General features: G+C 69.2%; 22 protein-coding genes. 20 read left to right on the top strand and 2 right to left on the bottom strand.

The features are described 5' to 3' along the window. Positions 1-5 precede the first annotated feature (5 nt). Positions 6-878, bottom strand: coding sequence for a KPN_02809 family neutral zinc metallopeptidase (ypfJ, locus tag ABFX36_RS10945; RefSeq protein ID WP_045539259.1), 873 nt, complete (start codon positions 876-878; stop codon positions 6-8). Positions 879-1,014: 136 nt separating this feature from the next. Here ypfJ and aspS point away from each other — a divergent pair, with 136 nt between their 5' ends. From aspS to aroB, 11 genes are all read left to right on the top strand, one after another. Further along, the gene (gene aspS, locus ABFX36_RS10940) at positions 1,015-2,850 is read left to right on the top strand and encodes an aspartate--tRNA ligase (RefSeq protein ID WP_006894786.1); all 1,836 of its coding nucleotides are present in this window, start codon (positions 1,015-1,017) and stop codon (positions 2,848-2,850) included. Positions 2,851-2,857: 7 nt separating this feature from the next. Beyond that, a complete protein-coding gene (locus tag ABFX36_RS10935) occupies positions 2,858-4,003 on the top strand; it encodes a phosphotransferase (RefSeq protein WP_006894787.1) in 1,146 nt (381 codons plus the stop codon). Between the two features lie 9 nt (positions 4,004-4,012). Continuing rightward, positions 4,013-5,377 carry a replication-associated recombination protein A gene (locus tag ABFX36_RS10930; protein WP_045539258.1) on the top strand — a complete coding sequence of 455 codons (1,365 nt, stop codon included), beginning with the start codon at positions 4,013-4,015 and terminating at the stop codon, positions 5,375-5,377. A 66-nt stretch (positions 5,378-5,443) separates the two neighbouring features. Then, positions 5,444-8,125, top strand: coding sequence for an alanine--tRNA ligase (gene alaS / locus ABFX36_RS10925; protein WP_045539257.1), 2,682 nt, complete (start codon positions 5,444-5,446; stop codon positions 8,123-8,125). Next, complete coding sequence (gene ruvX, locus ABFX36_RS10920; RefSeq protein WP_006894791.1) at positions 8,122-8,550, top strand: Holliday junction resolvase RuvX; 429 nt, start codon at positions 8,122-8,124, stop codon at positions 8,548-8,550. Before alaS ends, ruvX begins: the two co-directional genes overlap by 4 nt. Positions 8,551-8,580: 30 nt before the next feature. Next, positions 8,581-10,470, top strand: coding sequence for an endolytic transglycosylase MltG (gene mltG / locus ABFX36_RS10915; protein ID WP_346076291.1), 1,890 nt, complete (start codon positions 8,581-8,583; stop codon positions 10,468-10,470). Beyond that, positions 10,467-11,312, top strand: a complete 846-nt coding sequence (locus ABFX36_RS10910; RefSeq protein ID WP_006894793.1) for a shikimate dehydrogenase — start codon at positions 10,467-10,469, stop codon at positions 11,310-11,312. The genes mltG and ABFX36_RS10910 overlap by 4 nt, the downstream gene beginning before the upstream one ends. Positions 11,313-11,388: 76 nt before the next feature. Then, the gene (locus ABFX36_RS10905) at positions 11,389-11,772 is read left to right on the top strand and encodes a prepilin peptidase (protein WP_006894794.1); all 384 of its coding nucleotides are present in this window, start codon (positions 11,389-11,391) and stop codon (positions 11,770-11,772) included. A 57-nt stretch (positions 11,773-11,829) separates the two neighbouring features. After that, positions 11,830-13,044 (top strand): chorismate synthase, encoded by a 1,215-nt coding sequence (aroC, locus tag ABFX36_RS10900; protein WP_045540472.1) that lies wholly within the window; start codon positions 11,830-11,832, stop codon positions 13,042-13,044. Beyond that, positions 13,041-13,574: a shikimate kinase gene (locus tag ABFX36_RS10895; protein ID WP_045540469.1), complete on the top strand. Its 534-nt coding sequence runs from the start codon at positions 13,041-13,043 to the stop codon at positions 13,572-13,574. The genes aroC and ABFX36_RS10895 overlap by 4 nt, the downstream gene beginning before the upstream one ends. A 30-nt stretch (positions 13,575-13,604) precedes the next feature. Continuing rightward, the gene (gene aroB, locus ABFX36_RS10890) at positions 13,605-14,714 is read left to right on the top strand and encodes a 3-dehydroquinate synthase (RefSeq protein ID WP_045540468.1); all 1,110 of its coding nucleotides are present in this window, start codon (positions 13,605-13,607) and stop codon (positions 14,712-14,714) included. 275 nt (positions 14,715-14,989) lie between these two features. On the opposite strand, the gene ABFX36_RS10885 is transcribed toward aroB, so the two are convergent. Then, positions 14,990-15,481, bottom strand: a complete 492-nt coding sequence (locus ABFX36_RS10885; RefSeq protein WP_006894800.1) for a B-4DMT family transporter — start codon at positions 15,479-15,481, stop codon at positions 14,990-14,992. A gap of 24 nt (positions 15,482-15,505) precedes the next feature. Here ABFX36_RS10885 and ABFX36_RS10880 point away from each other — a divergent pair, with 24 nt between their 5' ends. From ABFX36_RS10880 to carB, 9 genes are all read left to right on the top strand, one after another. Then, positions 15,506-16,660, top strand: a complete 1,155-nt coding sequence (locus ABFX36_RS10880; protein WP_346076287.1) for an aminopeptidase P family protein — start codon at positions 15,506-15,508, stop codon at positions 16,658-16,660. A gap of 21 nt (positions 16,661-16,681) precedes the next feature. Continuing rightward, positions 16,682-17,248 (top strand): elongation factor P, encoded by a 567-nt coding sequence (gene efp / locus ABFX36_RS10875; RefSeq protein ID WP_006894802.1) that lies wholly within the window; start codon positions 16,682-16,684, stop codon positions 17,246-17,248. 49 nt (positions 17,249-17,297) lie between these two features. Then, a complete protein-coding gene (nusB, locus tag ABFX36_RS10870) occupies positions 17,298-17,747 on the top strand; it encodes a transcription antitermination factor NusB (protein ID WP_006894803.1) in 450 nt (149 codons plus the stop codon). An 83-nt stretch (positions 17,748-17,830) separates the two neighbouring features. Next, entirely contained in the window at positions 17,831-18,394 is a 564-nt protein-coding gene (gene pyrR, locus ABFX36_RS10865; protein ID WP_006894804.1) for a bifunctional pyr operon transcriptional regulator/uracil phosphoribosyltransferase PyrR, read from the top strand. Then, a complete protein-coding gene (locus ABFX36_RS10860) occupies positions 18,391-19,410 on the top strand; it encodes an aspartate carbamoyltransferase catalytic subunit (protein WP_346076285.1) in 1,020 nt (339 codons plus the stop codon). Before pyrR ends, ABFX36_RS10860 begins: the two co-directional genes overlap by 4 nt. Continuing rightward, positions 19,410-20,741 (top strand): dihydroorotase, encoded by a 1,332-nt coding sequence (locus tag ABFX36_RS10855; RefSeq protein ID WP_346076283.1) that lies wholly within the window; start codon positions 19,410-19,412, stop codon positions 20,739-20,741. Before ABFX36_RS10860 ends, ABFX36_RS10855 begins: the two co-directional genes overlap by 1 nt. Beyond that, positions 20,738-21,316: a PH-like domain-containing protein gene (locus ABFX36_RS10850; RefSeq protein ID WP_062367534.1), complete on the top strand. Its 579-nt coding sequence runs from the start codon at positions 20,738-20,740 to the stop codon at positions 21,314-21,316. The genes ABFX36_RS10855 and ABFX36_RS10850 overlap by 4 nt, the downstream gene beginning before the upstream one ends. Continuing rightward, complete coding sequence (gene carA, locus ABFX36_RS10845) at positions 21,316-22,509, top strand: glutamine-hydrolyzing carbamoyl-phosphate synthase small subunit (protein ID WP_006894808.1); 1,194 nt, start codon at positions 21,316-21,318, stop codon at positions 22,507-22,509. Before ABFX36_RS10850 ends, carA begins: the two co-directional genes overlap by 1 nt. Further along, complete coding sequence (gene carB, locus ABFX36_RS10840; RefSeq protein ID WP_006894809.1) at positions 22,509-25,838, top strand: carbamoyl-phosphate synthase large subunit; 3,330 nt, start codon at positions 22,509-22,511, stop codon at positions 25,836-25,838. The genes carA and carB overlap by 1 nt, the downstream gene beginning before the upstream one ends. Positions 25,839-25,841 lie beyond the last annotated feature (3 nt).

The following is a 25,841-nucleotide window of genomic DNA, read 5'->3' as shown; positions in this document are numbered from 1 at the left end:
CGCGATCAGAGGTCGTTGGTCGCGAAGGTGTCGCACCGGCGGGCGTCGCCGCCGTCGTAGCCGATCTTGAACCAGCGGACGCGCTGCGCCGCCGAACCGTGCGTCCAGCTCTCCGGGTTGGAGCGCGAGCCCTGGATGGTGTCGTCGCCGATGGCCTTGGCGCTCTGGATCACGGTCTGGATCTGCTCGTCGGACAGCGGTTCCAGCATCGCGTCGGGACCCTTGTCGGCATGATGGGCCCACACGCCCGCGAGGCAGTCGGCCTGGAGTTCGATGCGCACCGAGCCGGCGTTGCCCATGCGCTGCCCCTTCGCCAGCACGCCGGTCAGGTTCTCGACGTGATGGCCGAACTCGTGCGCGACGACGTACTCCTGGGCCAGCGGACCGTCGGACCCGCCCATCCTCTTGAGGTCGGCGAAGAACGACGGATCGAAGTAGGCGGTCTCGTCGCCCGGACAGTAGAACGGCCCCATCGCCGACGACGCGGCGCCGCACGCCGTGTTCACGCTGCCGCTGAAGACCACCGTCTTGGGCTGGGTGTAGCCCCGCATCAGGTTCGACCACACCTTGTCGAGGCTGATCGTCGTGGCTTTGATGCGGCACGCGTCGTCGGTGTTGGCCATCTCGACGGTGCAACTGTCGAGATGGCGCTGCATCTCGGCGTTGTTCGAACCGGCGCCCGAACCGGCGACCTGCTGGTTCGACGACGAGTCCGAGCCTCCGCCGAGAATGTCCCCGGGGTTGATACCGAACAGCAGCGCCACGATCGCCACGACGATGCCGGCCGCGCCCCCGACGACCATGCGCCCGCCGCCTCCTCCCGAGCCGCCGGCGCTCACATTCCCGCCCTCGAGCGGGCCGCTCCCTCGAAACGTCATGGGCTTACAGTAGCCGCGACATCGGCGGCCGGCCGTGACGTCGATGCGACTGTCGCTTTGTCGGTGGGGGTCCGTAGAATCGGCTGGAACAGCGTGAACCCTGGCAGCTCTGTGCTGCGCAGAAGGAAGGAACCCAGTGCTCCGCACTCATTTCGCCGGATCGTTGCGTCGTGAGGACGCCTCGCAGACCGTCACCGTCGTCGGATGGGTGGCGCGCCGGCGCGACCACGGTGGAGTCGTCTTCATCGATCTGCGTGACTCGTCCGGTCTGGTGCAGGTGGTCTTCCGCGACGAACAGGTCGCCGAAGCGGCTCATCGGCTGCGTGCCGAGTACTGCGTCCAGGTCACCGGCGAGGTGGAGGTCCGGCCGGAAGGCAGCGAGAACGCCTCGCTCGCCTCCGGTGCGATCGAGATCAACGCCCGCGAACTCGTGGTCCTCAACGAGTCGGCTCCGCTCCCGTTCCAGCTCGACGAGCAGCCCGGCGAGGAGGCGCGACTGCGCCATCGCTACCTCGATCTGCGCCGCGAGGGACCGGCGAAGGCCATCCGGCTGCGCTCGCAGGTGAGTGCGGCGGCGCGGTCGGTGCTGGGTGCGCACGACTTCGTCGAGATCGAGACGCCGACGCTGACCCGGTCGACACCCGAGGGCGCCCGCGACTTCCTCGTGCCCGCGCGACTGCAGCCGGGATCGTTCTACGCACTGCCGCAGAGCCCGCAGCTGTTCAAGCAGTTGCTGATGGTCGCGGGCATGGAGCGGTACTACCAGATCGCACGCTGCTACCGGGACGAGGACTTCCGCGCCGACCGGCAGCCGGAGTTCACCCAGCTCGACATCGAGATGAGCTTCGTCGACGAGGACGACGTGATCGCCCTCGCCGAGGAGATCCTCGCGGCGCTGTGGAAGCTGATCGGCGTCGAGATCACCACGCCGATCCCGCGGATGACGTACGCGGACGCCATGCGGCGCTTCGGCAGCGACAAGCCCGATCTGCGCTTCGACATCGAACTCGTCGAGTGCACCGAGTTCTTCGCCGACACCCCGTTCCGCGTCTTCCAGGCGCCGTACGTCGGCGCCGTGGTGATGCCCGGCGGCGCGTCGCAGCCGCGCAGGCAGCTCGACGCCTGGCAGGAGTGGGCCAAGCAGCGCGGCGCCCGCGGCCTGGCGTACGTGCTGGTCCAGGAGGACGGCAGCCTCACGGGGCCGGTCTCGAAGAACATCTCCGACGCCGAGCGCGAAGGTCTGGCGGCTCACGTCGGAGCCCAGCCGGGCGACTGCGTCTTCTTCGCCGCCGGTGCGGTCAAGAGCTCGCGGGCGCTGCTGGGCGCGGCCCGCGGTGAGATCGCCGAGAAGCTCGGACTCATCAAGGACGGCGACTGGGCGTTCACCTGGGTCGTCGACGCCCCGCTGTTCGAGCCGGCCGACGACGCCACGGCCGCCGGCGACGTCGCGGTGGGGACGGGCGCGTGGACTGCCGTCCACCACGCCTTCACCTCGCCGAAGCCCGAGTCGATGGATCTGCTCGAATCGAACCCCGGCGAGGCGCTGGCCTACGCCTACGACATCGTCTGCAACGGCAACGAGATCGGCGGCGGTTCGATCCGCATCCATCGTCGCGATGTGCAGGAGCGTGTCTTCAAGATCATGGGCATCAGCGAGGAGGACGCGCAGGAGAAGTTCGGCTTCCTGCTCGACGCCTTCTCGTACGGTGCGCCGCCGCACGGCGGCATCGCCTTCGGCTGGGACCGGATCACCGCACTGCTCGCCGGCGAGCCGTCGATCCGCGAGGTGATCGCCTTCCCGAAGTCGGGAGGCGGCATCGACCCGCTGACCGACGCTCCGGCGCCGATCACTCCCGAGCAGCGCAAGGAGACCGGCATCGACGCGAAGCCGCAGAAGCCGGAGAACAACTCGGACAAGAAGAAGGTGGACGAGGCCGGTGCGGCCGCCGGAACGAAGGCGTCCGAAGCCTGAGGAAGCCATGACTGTAATCGCTGACGAACGGATCACGTCAGTTCTGGAGGCCGCCGAAGGCGTCCTCGCCAAGCGCGCGGGCACCGCGGTGCGGCTCGACGGACCCGAGGACCTCGGCGGGACCGGGCGGTCCACCGTCATCCGGGCCCGCGTGCTCGACAACCCGGTGTCGCTGGACCGAACCGTCGTCGTCAAGGCCTTCGACCAGCAGACTCCCGCGTCGCAGGTGCTCCGCGAGATCGCGTCCTACCGTTATGCCACGGCGCTGCCCACCCGTTCGCGGCCCGGGCCCCAGCTCCTCGCCTCCGAACTGGAGGCGCGCATTCTGGTGCTCACCGACCTCGGCCACGGCCGGCCGATGGTGGAACTGCTCGGCTCCAACGACGCCGACGAGGTGGAACGGGGTGTGAGCGCGTGGGGGCAGGCGCTCGGCCGGATGCACGCCGCCACTCTCGGGGGCGAAGAGGACTTCCGCACCCTGATGCACATCAGCGGCAAGGACCGCGGCGGCACCGCCTCGCGCATCTTCGCCTCCGACGGCGGCATCGTCGACGAGGCCGCGGCCTCGGTGGACGCGTATGAGCAGATTCTCGAACGCATCGACGTCGAGTTGCCGGCAGGCGCCCGCGAGACGCTCGAGAACAGCCTGCGGCTGTTCGACGAAGGGGACTTCCGGGCGTTCAGCCCGGCCGACGTCGGCCCGGAGAACATTCTCATCAACGGTGACGGCGTCCAGTTCATGGATTACGAGTGGGGCGAGTTCCGCGATGCGGCACTCGATGTGGCGTACGCGCTCGCGACCTTCCCGGCCCGGCTCGCCGTCGATGTGGTGCCCGAGCGGCTCGAGTTGGAGAAGTCCCTCGCGGACGCCTGGCGCGGCGAGGTGAAGCCGCTGTGGCCGTCGATCAGCGATCGCGGCCTCGCCGAACGGATCTTCCACGCGCGTGCGCTGTGGGTGTGGCTGTCCACCTACTGGCTCATCCGCGGCGACTCCAGCGGACACGACTGGGCGTTGCACACCACGGACGCGCGCGTGGTGCTGTCCCGGTGGGCCGACCTCGCCGATTCGGGGGACTCGTACGACGTCGGCGGCGAGTTCATCGACGCCGCGGACCGGATGCAAGAGGCCCTGCGGATCTACTGGTTCGGGTGATCGGGAGCTGTGGACGAGGGCCTGTTCGGGACACCGGACGATTCCGGTGACGCGATCGAGTCCGGTGCGGCCGGTCGGCCCGCGCCGCCGCTCGCCGTCCGGATGCGCCCGGCGTCGCTCGATGAGATCGTCGGCCAGGACCATCTGCTCGGCGGGCGTTCGCCGCTGCGCCGGCTGATCGCCGGTTCGGGTGCCGCGTCGGTACTGCTCTACGGTCCGCCCGGCACCGGCAAGACCACGATGGCCTCACTCATCAGCCAGGCCACCGGCGGTCGTTTCGAGGCGCTCTCGGCACTCTCGTCGGGCGTCAAGGAAGTCCGTGCCGTCATCGACATGGCCCGGCGACGGCTGGCGCACGGACAGCAGACGGTGCTGTTCATCGACGAGGTCCACCGGTTCTCGAAGACTCAGCAGGACGCGCTCCTGGACGCCGTGGAGAACCGGATCGTGCTGCTGGTGGCGGCGACCACGGAGAATCCGTCGTTCTCGGTGGTCGCGCCGCTGCTGTCGCGGTCGCTGGTGCTCCAGTTGCGATCGCTGACCGACGACGACGTCAAGACCGTGCTGCGCCGGGCCGTCGCCGATCCGCGCGGCCTCGACGGCTCGGTGGAACTGTCTGACGAGGCGCTCGACCACCTGGTCGCGGTGGCGGGCGGTGACGCGCGGCGCGCGCTGACCGCACTGGAGGCGAGCGCGGACGCGGCCGAGGCCGGCGATGTGATCGAGGTCGCCGACGTGGAGGCCGCCATCGACCGGGCCGCGGTCCGCTACGACCGCGACGGCGATCAGCACTACGACGTCACGAGTGCCTTCATCAAGTCGATCCGCGGATCGGATGTCGACGCCGCGCTGCACTATCTGGCGAGGATGATCACCGCGGGGGAGGATCCCCGGTTCATCGCGAGGCGATTGATGATCCACGCCAGTGAGGACATCGGCATGGCCGACCCGACGGCGCTGCAGGCGGCGGTCGCCGCCGCGCAGGTGGTGCAGATGGTCGGGATGCCCGAGGCGCAGCTCGCGTTGGCCCAGGCCACCATCCATCTGGCGACCGCGCCGAAGTCCGGTGCGGTGACTTCGGCGCTGGGGAAGGCGATGACCGATGTGGCGGCGGGCAAGGCCGGCGCCGTCCCGCCGCATCTGCGCGACGGTCATTACGCGGGAGCCAAGAAGTTGGGCAACGCGATCGGATACCGGTTCCCGCACGACGACCCCGACGGGGTGCTGGCGCAGCAGTACGCACCGGACGCGCTCGTCGGCGTCGACTACTACGAGCCGACCGACCACGGATTCGAACGGGAACTCGCCCCGCGCGTGGGTCGTCTGCGCTCCATCGTGCGCGGGCTCACTTCCCGGGGGCGCTCCCGCAGGTGACGCGCCGGTGGGGCGTAAACTCGACTGTTGATTCTCTGCCCGACTTCTACGAAGGACACCGCCGCAGTGCAGACGCATGAAATCCGGAAGCGATTCCTGGATCACTTCATCCGCGCCGGACACACCGAGGTGCCGAGCGCCTCGCTGATCCTGGACGATCCGAACCTTCTGTTCGTCAACGCCGGCATGGTGCCTTTCAAGCCCTTCTTCCTCGGCGACCAGACACCGCCGTACACCCGCGCGACGAGCGTGCAGAAGTGCGTGCGCACCCTCGACATCGAAGAGGTCGGGATCACCACCCGCCACAACACCTTCTTCCAGATGGCGGGCAACTTCTCCTTCGGCGACTACTTCAAGCGCGAGGCGATCCGGTTCGCTTGGGAACTGCTGACCAATTCGGTCGAGGACGGCGGATACGGCATCGACCCGACGAGGCTGTGGCCGACGGTGTACCTCGACGACGACGAGGCCGAGAGCATCTGGCGCGACGAGATCGGCGTGCCGTCCGAACGGATCCAGCGGCGCGGCATGGCCGACAACTACTGGTCGATGGGCGTGCCCGGACCGTGCGGTCCGTGTTCGGAGATCTTCTACGACCGCGGCCCCGAGTACGGCGTCGAAGGCGGTCCCGAGGCCGACGAGGACCGGTACATCGAGATCTGGAATCTCGTCTTCATGCAGAACGAACGCGGTGAGGGCACCAGCAAGGACGACTACGAGATCCTCGGCCCGCTGCCGAAGAAGAACATCGACACCGGCATGGGCATCGAGCGGGTCGCCTGCCTGCTGCAGGGCGTCGACAACGTTTACGAGACCGACCTGCTCAAGCCGATCATCGACCTCGCGTCCCGCCTCACCGGCCGCGAGTACGGAGCGGGCAAGCACGAGGACGACGTCCGCTTCCGCGTGGTCGCCGACCACGCCCGCACCGCGGCGATGCTGATCGGCGACGGTGTGGTTCCCGCGAACGACGGTCGCGGGTACGTGCTGCGCCGACTGCTGCGCCGCATCGTGCGGTCCATGCGGCTGCTGGGGTCGGGCACCACCGGCGCCGGCGAGGCCACGATGGAGCGGATCATCGCCGAAGTGATCGATGTGATGAGCCCGTCGTACCCCGAATTGGAGCAGCAGCGGGCCCACATCCTGTCGGTCGCGGTGGCCGAGGAGACCACCTTCGCCCGGACGCTGGCAGCGGGCTCCAAGCTGTTCTCGGAGGCGGCCGACGCCACCAAGAGGGCCGGAAGCACCTCGATCAGCGGCAGCGACGCCTTCACCCTCCACGACACCTACGGCTTCCCGATCGACCTGACCCTGGAGATGGCGGCCGAAGCGGGTCTGGAGGTGGACCGCGAGGGCTTCTCCGAGCTGATGGGCGAGCAGCGCCGCCGCGCGAAGGCCGATGCGAGTGCGCGCAAGTCGTCGCACGCCGACCAGTCGGTGTACCGCGAGTTCCTCGACCGCGGACCCACCGAGTTCACCGGTTTCGACGAACTGGTGTCGGAGGCTCGCGTGCTGGGCCTGGTGGCCGACGGACAGCGTGTCCGGTCCGCCGCCCCCGGCACCGAACTGGAACTGATCCTCGACCGCAGCCCCCTCTACGCCGAGTCGGGCGGCCAGATGGCCGACCGGGGAACGATCACCACCGGAGACGGTGTGCGGCTGGCCGTCCGAGACGTCCAGAAGGTCGGCAAGAAGGTGTGGCTGCACCGGGTGGTGGTCGACGAGGGCGAGATCGTCGAGGGCGACGAGGTGCTCGCCGCGGTGGACGCGGGCTGGCGTCACGGCGCCACTCAGGGGCATTCGGGGACGCACATGGTGCACGCCGCGCTGCGGGAGGTCCTCGGCCCCACCGCCACCCAGGCCGGTTCGCTGAACCGTCCGGGTTACCTGCGTTTCGACTTCCATGCAGGCAGTGGGCTCACGGACGCTCAGCGCGAGGAGATCGAGCGGATCGCCAACCAAGCGGTGGAAGCCAACTACGCGGTGAACACCTTCGAGACCGATCTGGCGAAGGCCAAGGCGATGGGTGCCATGGCGCTGTTCGGCGAGAACTACGGTGACCGCGTCCGGGTGGTCGAGATCGGCGGACCGTTCTCGATGGAACTCTGCGGCGGCACCCATGTGGCGAGCTCGGCGCAGATCGGTCCGATCACGGTGATCGGCGAGTCGTCGGTCGGGTCGGGCACCCGCCGCGTCGAGGCATACGTCGGCATGGACTCCTTCCGCTACCTCTCGCGGGAGCGTGCCCTGATGGCCGGCCTGGCCGCGTCCCTCAAGGTGCCCTCCGAGGAGGTGCCCGATCGGGTCGAGCAGTTGGTCCTGAAGCTCAAGGAGGCCGAGAAGACCGTCGCGGCACTGCGGGCGGAGCAGTCCCGGGCAGCGGTCGCGGGCCTGATCGACGAGGCCGTCACCGTCGGTGACACGCTGCTCGTGGCGGCCCGCGTCGCGGACGGTGTGGACGCGAACGGCCTGCGCGGACTGGTGACCGACCTCCGTGGCCGCGTCGCCGACCGCAATGCGGTTGTCGCACTCTTCTCGTCGGCCGACGGCAAGGTCCCGTTCGCGATCGGCACCACCGACGCCGCGCGCGCGGCCGGTGTCAAGGCGGGCGACCTCGTGAAGGAACTGGCACCGCTGGTGTCGGGCCGGGGCGGCGGCAAGCCGGACCTGGCACAGGGCTCGGGCACCGACGCCGCGGGCATCGACGCCGCTCTGGCGCGGCTGCGCGAGGTCGTCGGCGGCCGGTGATCTCACCTCGCGGACGCCGCATCGCCATCGACGTGGGAAGCGTGCGCGTCGGGGTCGCGGTGTGCGACCCCGACGGAATCCTGGCGACCCCGGTCGAGACGGTCCGGCGCGCCAAGGACGGTTCCGACGTGGCGCGGATCGTGGAGATCATCGCCGAGTACGAGGCGATCGGCGTGGTGATCGGCCTGCCGCGGACACTGCGCGGCGAAGAGGGACCGGCGGTCCGTGCCGCGCGGTATTTCGGACGTCAACTGGCGGCCGAAGCCGACGGAGTCGCGATCGAGTTCTACGACGAGAGGCTCACCACAGTCACTGCGACTGCTGCGCTGCGTGCGTCGGGAGTGAAAGCGAAAGACGCGCGTGCCGTCGTGGATCAGGCTGCGGCTGTCGCTATCCTTCAGGGATGGCTCGACGCGCAACGATGAGCCGCCAGCCGACGAGGAGGAATCTCTCAAGTGTCTGACCAGGACGACCCGCGCAGCGAAGGATCCGGCGGACGATTGCCGTCTGACGGAGACCGGCGCCGCTACTTCGCGGAGTCGATGGGCGCCGGACAGTCGGGCAACCGGCATCGCCGCCGGCGTGCGCCCGGTGATCCGACGACGACGGGCAGCATTCCGATCGTCCGGGTGGGGGATTCACTGCCGGATCCGACGATCGAGTACCGGACCCCGGAGCCGCCTGCCGGCGAGCCGTCGTCGTACTTCCAGGTCCAGTACCGCCCGACCGAGGTGGAGGGGCTGAGCTTCACCGAACCGCGGACCTCGCCGCACTCGACGGAACCGCCGACGATCGTGAACCCGCCGGCACGTCACGCGCAGGAGCAGCAGACTCAGGTCCCGCAGACTCAGGTGCCCCAGACCGAGGTCCCACAGACTCAGGTCCCACAGGCTCAGCCGGTGCAACAACCCGAGCCGACCGGTCTCTTCGACATCCTGGATGTCACGCAGGACGACGTCACCCCGGGCGAGACCACCGGATCGCACGCCCGGTACGACGCGCCGCCGGCGGAGTACGCCGCCACCGACTATGCGCCGACCGACTATTCATCGGCTGAGTATGCGCCGGCCGACCATGCACCTGCCGAGTACGCGTCCGCGGACCCTCGAGCCGCGGGCACCGTGGGCCAGGACGTCGCGGCGGCGGGCTATGCGCCGGCCGGCGGCGCCGATGAGGACGCCGATCTCGTCGATCGTCCGATGCCCGCCCGCAAGCGCAACCGCAAGGTGGTCGTCGCCGTTCTGGCGATCCTCCTCGTGGTCATCCTGGTCCTGGCGGGCATCGCGCTGAAGGCGCTCGGCGTCTTCGACTCCAGCACCGACTACGACAGCAGCACCGGGCACGGCTCGGCGCTGGTGGAGATCCAGAGCGATGCGACGGTGCGTGACATCGGCGACACCCTCACCGACGCCGGGGTGGTCGGCAGCCGCAAGGCCTTCGTCAACGCCACCGGCAACGACACCGTCGCCGCGGGCTTCTACAAACTGCCCAAGGGCATCTCGGCCGAGGCGGCGGTGCAGAAGATGCAGGGCAGCGACAATCGCGTCGGTTTCATGGTGGTGCCCGAAGGTCTGCAACTCGACACCAAGAAGGGCGTCGACGGCAAGACGACGCCGGGCATCTTCCAGCGGATCGCCGACGCGACGACGGTGAAGACCGACGATCAGACGTACGGGGTCACCGTCGATCAGCTGATGGAGGCCGCCGCGACCGCCAGCGCCACCGAACTCGGCATCCCGTCGTGGGCGCTCGAGGCGTTCAACCGGCTCGGCAACGACCATCGCCGGATCGAGGGGCTCATCGCCTCGGGTGCGTGGGAGGATCTCGACCCGCGGATGTCCGCCGTGGAGATACTGCGCACCCTGATCACCAACTCCGACAAGCGCTTCACGGCATGGGGCCTGCAGTCCGACAACAACACCGGACTCACGCCCTACCAGAACCTGGTGACGGCGTCGATCGTCGAACGCGAGGCGAACAAGGACGAGGACTTCCCCAAGGTCGCCCGCGTGATCTTGAACCGGCTCAAGGCCGGACAGCGGCTGGAGATGGATTCGACGATCAACTACACCGCGGCCGTCACGGACGTCGACGTGCGCGGCGACGTCTACAAGGACGAGAACGCCTGGAACACCTACCAGCACGAGGGCTTGCCGATCACACCGATCGGTGCGGTCGGTGAGCGTGCGCTGCACGCCACGCTGAATCCCGCCAGCGGCGACTGGCTGTACTTCGTCACCGTCGACAAGCAGGGCACCACGCTGTTCTCGAAGACCTTCGACCAGCACAAGAAGAACCGTCAGGTGGCGTGCAAGAACAAGCTCCTGACCACCGGCTGCGAATGACGGGCGAGAATCCCGTGGACCCCGTACCACGCAAGGCCGCGGTGCTCGGCTCGCCGGTGGCGCACTCCAAGTCCCCGGCGCTGCACCGTGCGGCCTACCGGGCGCTGGGTCTGCGAGGCTGGACGTACGAGGCCATCGACACCACGGCGGAGCAGCTTCCCGACCGTGTCTCCCGCGCGGGTGCCGAATGGATCGGTTTCTCGGTGACCATGCCCGGCAAGCTCGCGGCGCTGGCCTTCGCCGACGAGCGGACGCGCCGAGCCGAATTGATCGGATCGGCCAACACCCTGGTGCGCACCGACGCCGGGTGGCGGGCCGACTGCACCGACGTGGACGGGATGACCGGCGCGCTGGCAGCGGCCGGACTCCCCGCCGGGGCATCGCGAGCCGTGGTGATAGGCGCGGGCGGAACCGCGCTGCCGACGCTCGCGGCGCTGGCCGACGCCGGCGTCTCAGCGGTGTCGATCGTCGCACGCAGTGCCCAGCGGGCGCGCGGCGCGTGCGACCTCGCCGAGCAACTCGGCCTGTCGGTGGAGGTGGTGCCCTTCGACGGCGGCGCGACGGTGCGTCAGGCGTGCGCGGCCGCCGACGTCACCGTGTCGACGGTGCCGGCGCCGGCCGCCGAGGCGCTGATTCCGGCGGTGACCGCCACGCCGCGCCTGATCGACGTGATCTACGACCCGTGGCCGACGCCGCTCGCCGCCGCGACGGCCGCCGCCGGAGGCACCGTGGTCGGGGGACTGGTGATGTTGTTGAACCAGGCCTACAGCCAGGTGGAGCAGTTCACCGGCAGACCTGCCCCGAAGGCCGCCATGGCTGCGGCGGTCGGTCTGGCGCTCTGAGTCGACCCCCGTCGGGCGCCGGGGCCTGTGGATCGGGTGATTGTCGCGGTCCACAGGGGACGGGGACGCTCGAGCGATGGTCCCCGAACTCCTGGCAGCCGCCTGGCTTCTGCTCGTCGCCGCGATCGACCGCCGGACCGGGCGCATCCCGAACTCCCTGGTCGTTCCTGCGATGGTGGGCACCGCCGCCGTGGCGGTGTGTCTGCCCGTCGTCGGAGCATCGGCGGCGGTCGCCGTCGTGCCGTATGTGCTGGCCTTCGCGCGCGGACACTGCGGTGGCGGCGACGTCAAGCTCGCCGTGCCGTGCGGCGCGTTGGTCGGTGAACCGATCGTGAGCGGCCTCGTCGTGGTGGCGGCGGCGGTGATCTCCCTCGTGACCTGCGGTGTCGCCAGAAAGACCAGCCTGCCGCACGGGCCCGCCCTCGCGGCGTCGACCATCCTCTTCCTGCTGCTGACATGACCGGTGCGCGGCGGCGGAACCGTCCGGAGTGCCTGCCTGTGCCGCCGGTGGACCCTTCTGGAACAATTGACCATTGTGTTGCGCTGGATAACTGCCGGAGAATCCCATGGCCCGGCCCTGGTGGCCCTCGTCGAGGGGATGGTCGCCGGAGTGGAGATCACCTCGTCCGACATCGCCGAACAACTGGCCCGCCGCCGGCTGGGCTACGGCCGCGGCGCCCGTATGAAGTTCGAGGCCGACAAGGTCACGATGATCGGCGGAGTCCGCCACGGGCTGACGATGGGCGGCCCGGTGGCCGTCGAGATCGGCAACACCGAGTGGCCCAAGTGGGAACAGGTGATGTCGGCCGATCCGGTCGACGCCGACGAACTCGAGGGCAGCGCGCGCAATGCGGCGCTGACCCGTCCGCGACCCGGGCACGCCGACTACTCCGGCATGCTGAAGTACGGCTTCGACGACGCCCGCCCGGTGCTGGAGCGGGCGAGCGCACGGGAGACGGCGGCGCGCGTCACCGCGGGCACGGTGGCCCGGAACTTCCTGCGGCAGGTCTTCGGCATCGAGATCGTCTCGCACGTCGTCTCGATCGGTGCGAGTACGCCGTACGACGGTCCCGCGCCGACCGCCGCCGATCTGTCGGCGATCGACGAGAGCCCGGTCCGCGCCTTCGGCAAGGACGCCGAGCAGTCGATGATCGGCGAGATCGAGGCCGCCAAGCGCGACGGCGACACGCTCGGCGGCGTCGTCGAGGTGATCGCCACCGGTGTCCCGATCGGACTCGGCTCGCACGTCAGCGGCGAGACCAGGCTCGATGCTCGGCTGGCCGCGGCCCTGATGGGCATCCAGGCCATCAAGGGCGTCGAGGTCGGTGACGGCTTCGAGACGGCGCGGCGTCGCGGCAGCCAGGCCCACGACGAGATGGTCCCCGGAGCCGATGGGGTGCTTCGCTCCACCAATCGTGCGGGCGGGCTGGAAGGCGGGATGACCAACGGCGAGTCGGTCCGTGTCCGGGCCGCGATGAAGCCGATCTCGACGGTCCCTCGGGCGCTGTCGACCGTCGACATGACCACGGGCGAGCCCGCCACCGCCATCCACCAGCGCAGCGACGTGTGCGCCGTGCCCGCCGCGGGTGTGGTCGCCGAGGCGATGGTCGCGCTGGTGCTGGCACAGGCGGCGCTGGAGAAGTTCGGCGGCGACTCGGTCTCCGAGACCGCCGCCAACCTGCGCAGCTACCTCGACGTGATCGAGAGCCGTCCGCCGCACCCGCAGTCGTGACGGCACAGGCCACCGGCCGTCCGGCCGCGGTTCTCGTCGGCCCGATGGGAGCGGGCAAGTCGACCGTCGGCCGCGCACTGGCCCACGCTCTCGGCGTCGCCTTCTGCGACACCGACGACGAACTCGAACGCCGCTCCGGCAGAAGCATCCCGGACATCTTCGCCGCCGACGGCGAACCGGCCTTCCGCCGGCTGGAGTCCGAGGTCGTCACCGACGTTCTGGGCCGGTTCGACGGTGTGGTCTCGCTGGGCGGAGGAGCGGTGATGACCGACACGATCCGCGAGGCGCTCGCCGGCCACGCCGTGGTGTATCTCAGGGTCGGCGCCGACACCGGGTTCGCGCGCGTCGCTGCGTCCGACCGACCGTTGCTCGCCGACCCCGACCCACGTCGGCGCTATGCGGACCTGCTGTCGCGCCGAGAACCGACCTATCGCGCCGTCGCGGCCGTCGAGGTGGACGCGGCCCGGAACCCGCAGACTGTCGTCGACGACATCCGGGCCCGACTGCAGGCGGTGCGGGCCGACCAATGAACGCCGACCAATGAACATGGGAGATCAGGCATGACCGAACCGGTGAAGGTCGCCGTCCGCGCGGCGAGTCCCTACGACGTGACGATCGGCCGGGGTCTGCTCTCCGACGTCGCCGAAGCGGCGCAGGGCGCCGATCGCGTGACGATCGTCTATCAGCCGACCCTCAAGGCCACCGCCGAGCAGATCCGCGAGTATCTGGCCGAACAGGGCTTCGATGCGCATCGCGTCGAGATCCCGGACGCCGAGGATGGCAAGGACCTCTCCGTCGCCTCCTTCTGCTGGGAGGTCTTCGGACGCATCGGCATGATGCGCAACGACAAGGTCATCAGCCTGGGCGGCGGTGCCGCCACCGACCTCGCCGGTTTCGTGGCCGCGACGTGGATGCGGGGCATCGGCGTCATCCACGTGCCGACCACGCTGCTGGCGATGGTCGACGCCGCGGTGGGCGGCAAGACCGGCATCAACACCGATGCCGGAAAGAACCTCGTCGGGTCGTTCCACGAGCCCGACGCCGTGCTCATCGATCTCGCGACGCTGGAGACGGTCCCGCACAACGAGGTCGTCGCCGGGCTCGCCGAGGTCATCAAGACCGGATTCATCGCCGATCCGGTGATCCTCGACATGATCGAAGCCGACCCCGGTGCCGCCCTCGACCCGAAGGGGACGGTCCTGCCGGAGCTGATCCGCCGGTCGGTCCAGGTGAAGGCAGACGTCGTGTCCGCGGATCTGAAGGAGTCCTCACTGCGGGAGATCCTCAACTACGGTCACACGCTCGGCCACGCGATCGAACGCCGTGAACGCTACAAGTGGCGTCACGGGGCCGCGATCTCCGTCGGCATGGTCTTCGCCGCCGAACTCGGGCGGCTCGCGGGCCGGCTCGACGACGAGACCGCCGACCGCCATCGCCGGATCCTCGAACTCGTGGGTCTGCCCACGACCTACGACGAGGACGCGCTCGGCGAACTCCTCAAGACGATGGCCGGCGACAAGAAGAACCGGTCGGGCATGCTCCGATTCGTGGTGCTCGACGGTCTGGCGAAGCCCGGCCGTCTGGAGGCCCCGGACCCGTCGCTGATCGCGGCCGCCTACTCGGCCGTCGCCTCCGGCGGAGCCTCGGGCCCCGCCCCGATCATGCTGTGAGCGGTTCGAGGGTGGGATGATTTCGACTCGCTCCGCTCGCTCAACCACCCTGGATGTGAAGTGCCCACCGGCAGGCCGGCTGAGCTGGCTGCCCGGCAGGCTGGTTGAGCGGGCCGCCCGGCAGGCTGGTTGAGCGGGCCGCCCGGCAGGCTGATTGCGCGCGCTGCTCCTCAGGCTTGTTGAGCGAGCGAAGCGAGTCGAAACCCCCTCACAGCACAAACAACAGCGGGCCGGGAACCTCGAAGGTTCCCGGCCCGCCGTCGTGGAGACGATGCTCAGGCAGTGGTCGCCAGCTGAGCGGTCTGCGCTTCGGCTGCTTCCTGCGCCTTCAACTCGGCCTTCCGTTGGTCGCGGCGGACGAAGAAGCGCCCGAGGCTGACGCCGAAGAACGCGGGCAGGTAGACGATGAGGGTGATGAACGAGACGCCGGCGGTCATCTCGATCCAGAAGGAGGCCTGGCCGATACCGTTCAGCCAGAAGGTTCCGAGGATCCAGCACACGAGGCACGACACGACGGCGGCCACGAGGCCGACCTTGAGCCAGCGCATCGTGAGATCCTCATAGTCGTCGGGGTCGCTGTGCGCGCGGGCGTCCCTGATGCCGTCGTATCCGCCCCAGATCACCGCGATCAGCACCACGGCGATCACCGCGAGCCAGCGTCCGAGTGGCGAGGACAGAGGTGCCGTGATGACGACGACACCGAGAATGATTCGGGCGGCGATGTGCACAATCGACATCACGGCGCCACGCAGTAGCCACGAACTCATGGATGCACCATACCGGGGAGGAACATGTTCAACAACGCTGACATGCGGAAAGAACCGGCGCACGCCGAGGCCGGCGCGACGATCGCGGCCAGGCGCGCTCGATTGTCCCGGGCATTGGGAGACGACGCGGCGGGGGACCAGGTGGACGCGATCGTCGTGTCGAACCTGGTCAACGTGCGTTACCTCACAGGTTTCACCGGCAGCAACGCGGCGGTCCTCGTCTGGGCCGAGCGGCCGGAGCGGCCCGAGGACACGATCTCGACGGACGGCAGATATGTGTCGCAGGTGGCCGCACAGGTACCCGACCTGCCGGCGCTGATCGCCCGCGACTGCCCGCGCGCCCTCGTCGAGCACGCCGTCGGCCTGCGCCCGCGCGTTCGGATCGGCATCGAGGCGGACGCGATGTCGGTGGCGGCGTTCACCGACCTGTCGCAGCACGCCGGCGCGGAACTGGTCCCGCTGCGCGGAACGGTGGAAGCGCTGCGCGCGGTCAAGGACGCCGGTGAAGTGGAATTGATCACGTCGGCGTGCCGGATCGGCGACGAGGCCCTCGCCGCTCTGATCGAACGCGACGCGATCGTCCCGGGCCGCACCGAGCGTGCCGTGGCGCGCGACCTCGAGTGGGAGATGTACGTGCGCGGCGCCGACGCCATCGCCTTCGAGACGATCGTCGCCGCCGGGCCGAACTCGGCGATCCCGCACCATCGCCCGACCGATGCGGTGCTCGCCGACGGCGACCTGGTCAAGATGGATTTCGGCGCGGTCGCCGGCGGCTATCACTCGGATATGACCCGCACCTATGTGCTGGGGGCCGCGGCGGCGTGGCAACGCGAGATCTACGAGATCGTCGAGGCCGCGCAGCTCGCCGGCCGCGAGGCCCTCGTTCCCGGCGCCGACCTGGCGGGGGTCGACGCCGTCGCCCGCGAGGTGATCGCGGACGCGGGGTACGGCGAGTACTACGTGCACGGTCTGGGGCACGGGGTGGGGTTGGAGATCCACGAAGGTCCGGGAATCGGGGCCGCCGCGAGCGGTACACTGCCTGTCGGCGCAACGGTCACCGTTGAACCCGGGATCTACCTGCCCGGGCGCGGCGGCGTGCGGATCGAAGACACCCTGGTGGTCACCGATGCCGGACCGCGATTGCTGACGACCACCCCGAGGGCGCTCCGCGCCCTGTGACTTTCCGAGGAGACAACACATATGGCGTCGACCGCCGACTTCAAGAACGGCCTCGTCCTCAAGATGGAGGGCGACCAGCTCTGGCAGATTCTGGAGTTCCAGCATGTGAAGCCGGGCAAGGGCCCCGCGTTCGTGCGCACCAAGATCAAGAACGTCCTGTCGGGAAAGATCGTCGACAAGACCTTCAACGCCGGAGTCAAGGTGGAGACGGCGACCGTCGACCGTCGCGACATGACCTACCTGTACAACGACGGCACCGACTACGTGTTCATGGACGGCGAGACCTTCGACCAGATCACCATCGCCCCCGAGGTCATCGGCGACGGTGCGCGCTTCCTGCTGGAGAACATGACCGTCCAGGTCTCGACCCATGAGGGCGCGCCGCTGTCGGTGGAGCTCCCGGTCACCGTCGAACTCGAGGTCCAGCACACCGACCCGGGTCTGCAGGGCGATCGATCGACCGGCGGCTCCAAGCCCGCCACGCTGGAGACCGGCGCCGAGGTCCAGGTGCCGCTGTTCATCAACACCGGCGACAAGCTGAAGATCGATTCCCGCGACGGCAGCTACCTCGGCCGCGTCAACAGCTGACACACCGCACCACCGACGTTCCCCGAGCAAGACAGGCACTGCGACTCACGTGAAGAAACCCGGTACCCGCCACAAGGCGCGCAAGCGCGCGGTGGACCTTCTGTTCGAGGCGGAAGCCAAGGGCGTGAAGGCCACCCAGCTGATCGCTGAGCGGCGCGAGATCTACCCCACCGACGACAGCGTCGGAACGATGTACGAGTACACCGTGCGCGTCGTCGAGGGTGTCACCACGGACGCCTCCCAGGTGGACGCCGTGATCGAGTCGCATCTGGAGAACTGGAAGCTGCACCGGCTCCCGGCGGTCGACCGCGCCATTCTGCGGCTGGCCGTCTGGGAGCTGCTGTACGCGACCGACGTCGACATCGACGTCGTGCTCGACGAGGCCGTCGAGCTCGCCAAGGAGCTCTCGACCGACGATTCCCCGTCGTTCGTCAACGGCGTCCTCGGCAAGGTCGCCGAACTGGCCCCTCAGGTCAGGGCGGCGGCCTCGGCGGAGTAGACTGGCTCCTCGAGAGCAAGTTCTGGCTCGACAAGAGAATTTCCTTTAACGACCCGTCCAGTGAGGCGGAGAAGGAGGTCGACTTGGCTCCGCCGGTCGATCGTGCGCGCCCTCAGCGTGTGTTACTCGACGCTTCTGACGTCGGGCGCACGGTGGCACGCATGGCACATCAAGTGATCGAGAAGACCGCTCTGGACGCTCCCGACGCCCGTCGGGTCCTGCTCATCGGTATCCCCACGCGGGGCACCTCGCTGGCAGTGCGGCTGGCCGAGCGGATCGCCGAGTTCTCCGGCGTCCGGGTGCCGACCGGCTACCTCGACATCACGCTCTACCGCGACGACCTTCGCGACAAGCCCCATCGCCCGCTCGAACGGACGCTCGTCCCCGAGGGCGGCGTCGACGGCGCGCTGGTGATCCTCGTCGACGACGTCCTCTTCTCCGGCCGCACCGTGCGAGCTGCGCTCGACGCGCTGCGCGATCTCGGCCGTCCGTCCGCGGTGCAACTCGCGGTGCTGGTCGATCGCGGCCACCGGGAGTTGCCCCTGCGCGCCGACTACGTCGGCAAGAACGTCCCGACCTCCCGGGACGAGGACGTCGAAGTCCACCTGGTGGAGCACGACGGGATCGACGAGGTGGTGCTCCGATGAAGCACCTGCTCTCCGCCGCCGACCTGTCCCGCGACGACGCGCTCGACATCCTCGACGAGGCCCAGCGGTTCGAGCAGGCGCTCGCCGGCCGTGAGGTCCGCAAACTCCCCACCTTGCGTGGCCGGACGGTGATGACCGTCTTCTACGAGAACTCGACGCGTACCCGCGTCTCGTTCGAGGTCGCCGCCAAGTGGATGAGCGCCGATGCGATCAACGTCAGCGCATCGAGTTCGTCGGTCAACAAGGGCGAGTCGCTGCGCGACACCGCCAAGACACTGCGCGCTCTCGGCGCGGACGCCCTGGTGGTGCGGCACCCGGCATCCGGCGCCGCCGCCCAGGTGGCGCGGTGGACCAACGACGGCAGCGACGTCACCGGCCTGCCGACCACCGGCCCGTCGGTCATCAACGCCGGCGACGGCACGCATGAACACCCCACGCAGGCGCTCCTCGACGCCTACACGATTCGCCAGCGTCTGGGCGGTTTCGAAGGTCGTCGCGTGGCGATCGTCGGCGACATCCTGCACTCGCGCGTGGCGCGGTCGAACGCCCGGCTGCTCGCGACCCTCGGTGCCGAGGTGGTCCTCGTGGCACCGCCGACCCTGCTGCCGACGGGCGTGCAGACGTGGCCGGTCCGGGTCGCCACCGATCTGGACGCCGAGCTTCCGGCCGCGGACGCGGTGATGATGCTCCGGGTCCAGGCCGAACGCATGAACGGCGGATTCTTCCCGAGCGCGCGCGAGTACGCGGTGCGCTACGGGCTCTCGGACACCCGCATGGCCATGCTGCGCGACGACGCCGTGGTGCTGCATCCCGGCCCGATGCTGCGCGGCATGGAGATCGGCTTCAACGTCGCCGACACCCCGCAGGCCACCGTCCTCGAACAGGTCCGCAACGGCGTCCACGTCCGCATGGCGGTGCTGTTCCGCCTCATCGCGGGAGCCGAGGAGTCCATCGGCGGACCCGACAGCAGAACACCCGACAGCAGCGCCCCCGACGATTCCCGAGGAGTGAAGTAGTGTCCGTCACCGGTTCGGTCCTGATCACCAACGTCCGGCCCTACGGTGACGGCGACCCGGTGGATGTCGCCGTCGTCGACGGCGAGATCACCGCGATCGGCGCCGGCCTGCCGGCTCCCGAGGGGGCGGACACGATCGACGGCGGAGGCGGCGTACTGCTTCCCGGCTTCGTCGATCTGCACACACATCTGCGCCAGCCCGGCCGTGAGGACACCGAGACCGTCGAATCGGGCTCGCGAGCGGCGGCGCGCGGCGGCTACACGGCGGTCTTCGCGATGGCGAACACGGACCCGGTGGCCGACAACGCCTCGATCACCGATCACGTGTGGCGCCTCGGCCGGGAGATCGGTCTGGTGGACGTGCACCCGGTGGGTGCGGTCACGGTCGGACTCGCCGGCGAGCAACTCGCCGAGATGGGCATGATGGCCGACGGCGACGCTGCGGTGAAGCTGTTCAGCGACGACGGGAAGTGCGTGCACGATCCGGTCATCATGAAGAGGGCGCTCGAGTACTCGAAGGGGCTCGGAGTGTTGATCTCGCAGCACTCCGAGGATCCGCGGCTGACTGTGGGAGCCGTCGCGCACGACGGTCCGACCGCCGCGCGGCTGGGTCTGACCGGCTGGCCGCGTGCCGCCGAGGAGTCGATCGTCGCGCGCGACGCGCTGTTGGCGCGCGATGCCGGGGCCCGGGTGCACATCGCGCACGCGTCCACGGCGGGCACGGTCGAGCTGATCCGCTGGGCCCGCGGCCAGGGGATCGAGATCACCGCGGAGGTCACTCCGCACCACCTGCTGCTGGACGACTCGCGGCTGGAGACCTACGACGGCGTCAACCGTGTCAACCCGCCGCTGCGCGAGGAGACCGACAAGACGGCGTTGCGGGCGGCACTTGCCGACGGGGTCATCGACTGCGTCGCCACCGACCACGCACCGCATGCGGCGCAGGAGAAGTGCTGCGAGTTCTCGCAGGCGCGACCGGGGATGCTGGGTCTGGAGACGGCGCTGTCGATCGTGGTGGAGACGATGGTCCGGCCCGGACTGCTCGACTGGCGCGGCGTCGCGCGAGTGATGAGCGAACGGCCGGCGCAGATCGTCGGCCTCGACGACCAGGGGCGGCCGATCGCCGTCGGTGAGCCGGCGAATCTGACGATCATCGATCCGGACGGTTCGTGGGAGGTCCGCGGCCAGACACTGGCCAGCAAGTCCGGCAACACCCCCTACGAGTCGATGCGGCTGCCGGGCGTCGTGCAGGCGACGGTCCTGCGCGGTCGGGTCACGGCGGCGCGGGGACCCGCGGCGGAGCTCGGCGAGACGGCGGGTGAGTGGCGGTGAACGAGGTCCTGTACTACGTGGTGGTCACCGTCGTCGCCCTCGCGGTGTGGCTGACACTGGTGGCGATGGTGGTGCGCGGCTGGCGTAACCGGGGCCGCAGGCAGGCGGAGACCGTCGGAGAACTGCCGGTGGCGCCCGCCGACCCGGGAGAGCTCATCCGCGGCCCGCACACCGGCCTGTACCTCGGCAGCACGATGGCGCCGAGCTGGCAGAACCGCATCGCGGTCGGCGACTTCGGAGACCGCGCCAACGCTCAGTTGTCGGCGTTCCCGGCCGGATTGCTCATCGAGCGCTCGGGCGCCTCGCAGATCTGGATCCCCGAGGAGTCGATCGTGGCGGTCCGCACCGAACGTGGGCTCGCGGGCAAGGCGATGAGCCGCGACGGTGTGCTGGTGATCCGCTGGGCGCTGCCGACGGGGATCCAGGTGGACTCCGGGCTGCGCGCCGACGACAAGTCGGTCTATCCGGAGTGGGTGGCGGCCTACGAGGAGATCACCGAGAAGGCTTTCCGCGAGCTCGAACTCACGGACGAACATGAATCTGGCACCAAGAAGACGAAGAAGAGAGACAAGTGATGAACAAAGCGGTGATGGTGCTGGAGAACGGCCAGGTTTTCACCGGTCAGGCGTTCGGCGCCACGGGACGCACTCTGGGCGAAGCGGTCTTCTGCACCGCGATGACCGGATACCAGGAGACGTTGACCGACCCGAGTTACCACCGGCAGATCGTCGTCGCGACGGCGCCGCAGATCGGTAACACCGGCTGGAACACCGAGGACAGTGAGAGCCTGCTCGGCAAGCGTTCGTCGGTCCGGTGGTCGGCGGACTTCATCGACCACCAGGATCCGGGGAAGATCTGGGTGGCCGGATACGCGGTCCGCAACCCCACGCGACGCGTCTCCAACTGGCGAGCCGGCTCGTCGCTCGAAGACGAGCTGATCGGTCAGGGGGTGGTCGGCATCGCGGGCATCGACACCCGCGCACTGGTGCGCGTGCTCCGGGACAGCGGATCGATGCGCGCCGGGATCTTCTCCGGCGATGCGATCGGCAGCACCGAGGAGATGCTCGACGCGGTCCGCGCCCAGCCGTCGATGGCCGGTGCCGATCTCGCGGCGCAGGTCAGCACGTCCGAGCCGTACATCGTCGAGGCGGCCGGCGGGGAGGCGAAGTTCACCGTCGCCGCACTCGACATGGGCATCAAGGCCAACACCCCGCGCATGCTCGCCGCCCGCGGAGTGGAGGTGCACGTGCTCCCGTCAGACGCCACCTACGCCGACATCCGCGCTCTGAACCCGGACGGTTTCTTCCTCTCGAACGGGCCGGGCGACCCGGCGACCGCCGACGCGGCCGTCGCGCTGACCAGCGAGGTGATCGACGCGGGACTGCCGACGTTCGGCATCTGCTTCGGCAACCAGATCCTGGGACGGGCCTTCGGCCGCAGTACCTACAAGCTCAAGTTCGGTCACCGGGGCATCAACATCCCGGTCCTCGACACCACCACCGGCCGGGTCGCCATCACCTCGCAGAACCACGGCTTCGCCCTCGAGGGCGAAGCGGGCGAGGAGTTCGACACCGACCTCGGCCGTGCCCGCGTCTCCCACGTCTGCGCCAACGACGGCGTCGTGGAGGGTGTGGAGTTGCTGTCCGGCCAGGCGTTCTCCGTGCAGTACCACCCGGAGGCCGCGTCCGGACCGCACGACGCCGCCAACCTCTTCGACAAGTTCGTCAACGTGATGGAGAACTCCGCCATGAAAGGAACCCGCGCGTAATGCCTCGCCGTACAGACATCTCCCACGTTCTGGTGATCGGGTCCGGCCCGATCGTCATCGGCCAGGCCTGCGAGTTCGACTACTCGGGCACCCAGGCCTGCCGGGTGCTCAAGGCCGAGGGCCTGCGCGTGTCGCTGGTCAACTCCAATCCGGCCACGATCATGACCGATCCCGAGTTCGCCGACGCCACGTACGTGGAGCCGATCACTCCGGAGTACATCGAGAAGGTCATCGAGACCGAAGCCGCCGGCGGCCACCCGATCGACGCCGTGCTCGCGACCCTGGGCGGTCAGACCGCGCTCAACGCGGCGGTCGGCCTGCATGAGAAGGGCATTCTCGCCAAGCACGACATCGAGCTGATCGGCGCCGACTTCGACGCCATCCAGCGCGGCGAGGACCGCCAGATGTTCAAGGACATCGTCACCGAGATCGGTGGCGAGAGCGCCCGCTCGCGGGTCTGCCACACCATGGAGGAGGTGCACGCGACCGTCGAGGAGCTCGGCTACCCGGTGGTGGTGCGGCCGTCGTTCACCATGGGCGGACTCGGCTCCGGCATGGCCTACGACGAAGCCGATCTGGACCGGATCGCCGGCGGCGGCCTGGCGGCCTCGCCCACGGCGAACGTCCTGATCGAGGAGTCCATCCTCGGCTGGAAGGAGTACGAGCTCGAGCTGATGCGCGACAACAAGGACAACGTCGTCGTGATCTGCTCGATCGAGAACGTCGATCCGGTCGGTGTGCACACCGGAGACTCGATCACCGTCGCACCCGCGATGACGCTGACCGACCGCGAGTACCAGATCATGCGCGATCAGTCGATCGCCATCCTCCGCAAGGTGGGCGTCGACACCGGCGGTTGCAACATCCAGTTCGCCCAGAACCCGCGCGACGGCCGACTGGTGGTCATCGAGATGAACCCGCGAGTGTCGCGCTCGTCGGCGCTGGCGTCGAAGGCGACCGGCTACCCGATCGCCAAGATGGCGGCCAAGCTGGCCATCGGCTACTCGCTCGACGAGATCATGAACGACATCACCCGGGTCACGCCCGCGTGCTTCGAGCCGGCGCTCGACTACGTGGTCGTCAAGGCTCCGCGTTTCGCGTTCGAGAAGTTCCCGGGCGCCGACGACACGCTGACCACCACGATGAAGTCGGTGGGCGAGGCGATGAGCCTGGGCCGCAGTTTCGCCGAGGCCTTCGGCAAGGTGATGCGATCACTGGAGACCAAGGCGGCGGGCTTCTGGACCGAGGCCGACCGGCCCGACCCGGCGACCATCGACACCGAGGCGCTGCTGTCGGAGGTGTCGGTCGGCAGGGACGGCCGCATGTACAAGATCATGCTGCTGCTGGAGGCGGGCGTCGGCATCGACCGGATCTACGAGGCGACCTCGATCGACCCGTGGTTCCTGGCCGAGATCGACGGCATCCGACAGATCGGTCACGAGGTCCGCGACGCCGAGAGCCTCGACGAGTTCACCCTGCGGGTCGCCAAGAGCAACGGACTCTCGGACCGCCAGATCGCAGTCCTCCGCGGTACCGACGAGGACGCGATCCGCGAACTGCGGACGGGCATGGGCGTGCGCCCGGTCTACAAGACGGTCGACACCTGCGCCGCCGAGTTCGAAGCGAAGACCCCGTACCACTACAGCTCCTACGAACTCGATCCGGCGGCGACCACCGAGATCGCCGCGCAGACCGAGCGGCCCAAGGTGCTGATCCTGGGCTCGGGACCCAACCGAATCGGCCAGGGCATCGAGTTCGACTACTCCTGCGTCCACGCCGCGCTCACGCTGTCGGAGGCCGGCTACGAGACGGTCATGGTGAACTGCAACCCGGAGACGGTCTCCACCGACTACGACACCGCCGACCGCCTGTACTTCGAGCCGCTGACCTTCGAGGACGTCCTGGAGGTGTACCACGCCGAATCGCAGTCGGGCACCGTCGCGGGCGTCATCGTCCAACTCGGCGGGCAGACTCCGCTGGGGCTCGCCGCACGGCTCGAGGCCGCGGGCGTGCCGATCGTCGGCACCAGCCCGGCCGCGATCGATCTGGCGGAGGACCGCGGCGAGTTCGGCAAGGTACTCGTCGAGGCGGGCCTGCCCGCACCGCAGTTCGGGACCGCCACCACCTTCGAGGGCGCCAAGGACATCGCGGCCGGAATCGGCTACCCGGTGCTGGTCCGCCCGTCGTACGTGCTCGGCGGCCGCGGCATGCAGATCGTCTACGACGAGCAGGGGCTGGCCGACTACATCGCGAACGCCACCGAGATCTCCGACGACCGCCCGGTGCTGGTCGACCGGTTCCTGGAGGGCGCCGTCGAGATCGACGTCGACGCGCTGTGCGACGGCGACGAGGTCTACATCGGCGGCATCATGGAGCACATCGAGGAGGCGGGCATCCACTCCGGCGACTCGGCGTGCGCGCTGCCCCCGATCACGCTCGGCGCCGATGTGGTGGAGCGGGTGCGGACCTCGACCGCGGCGCTGGCCAGGGGTCTGGGCGTGCGCGGCCTGATGAACGTTCAGTACGCGCTCGCCGGCGACGTGCTGTACGTGCTCGAGGCCAACCCGCGGGCGAGCCGCACGGTGCCCTTCGTCTCGAAGGCCACCGCGGTGCCGCTGGCGAAGGCGTGCGCGCGAGTCATGCTGGGCATGTCGATCGCCGAACTGCGCACCCAGGGCATCCTGCCCGCGGAGGGCGACGGTTCGGTCACCCCGGCGAACGCCCCGGTGGCGGTCAAGGAGGCCGTGCTGCCGTTCAACCGCTTCCGGCGGGAGGACGGGACCGGCGTCGACTCGCTGCTGAGTCCCGAGATGAAGTCGACCGGTGAGGTCATGGGACTCGACGACGATTTCGGCCGCGCCTTCGCCAAGTCGCAGGAGGCGGCCGGGGGAGCGCTCCCTCGCTCGGGCACGGTCTTCGTGTCGGTGGCCGATCGCGACAAGGCCTCGATCATCTCCCCGATGAAGCGCCTCGCCGACCTGGGCTTCACCGTTCTCGCCACCGGCGGTACCGCGGACGTGCTGCGCCGCAACGGTATCCAGGTGGAGACCGTGCGCAAGTACTTCGAGGCCAAGGAGGGTGAGCGGACCGTCATCGACGCCATCAGAGAGCGCAAGGTGGACCTCATCATCAACACGCCGTTCGGCACCGCCGGACCGCGCGTCGACGGGTACGAGATCCGTGCCGCCGCGATCGCCGCGACGGTGCCGTTCATCACCACCGTGCAGGGTGCGGGCGCTGCGGTGCTCGGCATCGAGGCGACGCTGAACGCCACGATGAGCGTGCGATCACTGCAGCGCCGCCACGCGGAGATGCAGGCGGGCAAGTGATAG

Origin of the sequence: Gordonia cholesterolivorans, assembly GCF_039531975.1 — a bacterium.
Classification (GTDB): Bacteria; Actinomycetota; Actinomycetes; order Mycobacteriales; family Mycobacteriaceae; genus Gordonia; species Gordonia sihwensis.
The sequence above is the reverse complement of the archived record's forward strand: the minus strand, read 5'-3'. Positions and strand labels throughout refer to the sequence as shown.

Coding starts and splice junctions, on each gene's coding strand:
- efp (WP_006894802.1), top strand. CDS start 16,682: ATGGCGTCGACCGCCGACTTCAAGAACGGCCTCGTCCTCAAGATGGAG.
- carB (WP_006894809.1), top strand. CDS start 22,509: ATGCCTCGCCGTACAGACATCTCCCACGTTCTGGTGATCGGGTCCGGC.
- ABFX36_RS10935 (WP_006894787.1), top strand. CDS start 2,858: ATGACTGTAATCGCTGACGAACGGATCACGTCAGTTCTGGAGGCCGCC.
- ABFX36_RS10905 (WP_006894794.1), top strand. CDS start 11,389: ATGGTCCCCGAACTCCTGGCAGCCGCCTGGCTTCTGCTCGTCGCCGCG.
- ABFX36_RS10885 (WP_006894800.1), bottom strand. CDS start 15,481: ATGAGTTCGTGGCTACTGCGTGGCGCCGTGATGTCGATTGTGCACATC.
- ypfJ (WP_045539259.1), bottom strand. CDS start 878: ATGACGTTTCGAGGGAGCGGCCCGCTCGAGGGCGGGAATGTGAGCGCC.
- aroB (WP_045540468.1), top strand. CDS start 13,605: ATGACCGAACCGGTGAAGGTCGCCGTCCGCGCGGCGAGTCCCTACGAC.
- ABFX36_RS10910 (WP_006894793.1), top strand. CDS start 10,467: ATGACGGGCGAGAATCCCGTGGACCCCGTACCACGCAAGGCCGCGGTG.
- carA (WP_006894808.1), top strand. CDS start 21,316: ATGAACAAAGCGGTGATGGTGCTGGAGAACGGCCAGGTTTTCACCGGT.
- ABFX36_RS10860 (WP_346076285.1), top strand. CDS start 18,391: ATGAAGCACCTGCTCTCCGCCGCCGACCTGTCCCGCGACGACGCGCTC.
- ABFX36_RS10880 (WP_346076287.1), top strand. CDS start 15,506: ATGTTCAACAACGCTGACATGCGGAAAGAACCGGCGCACGCCGAGGCC.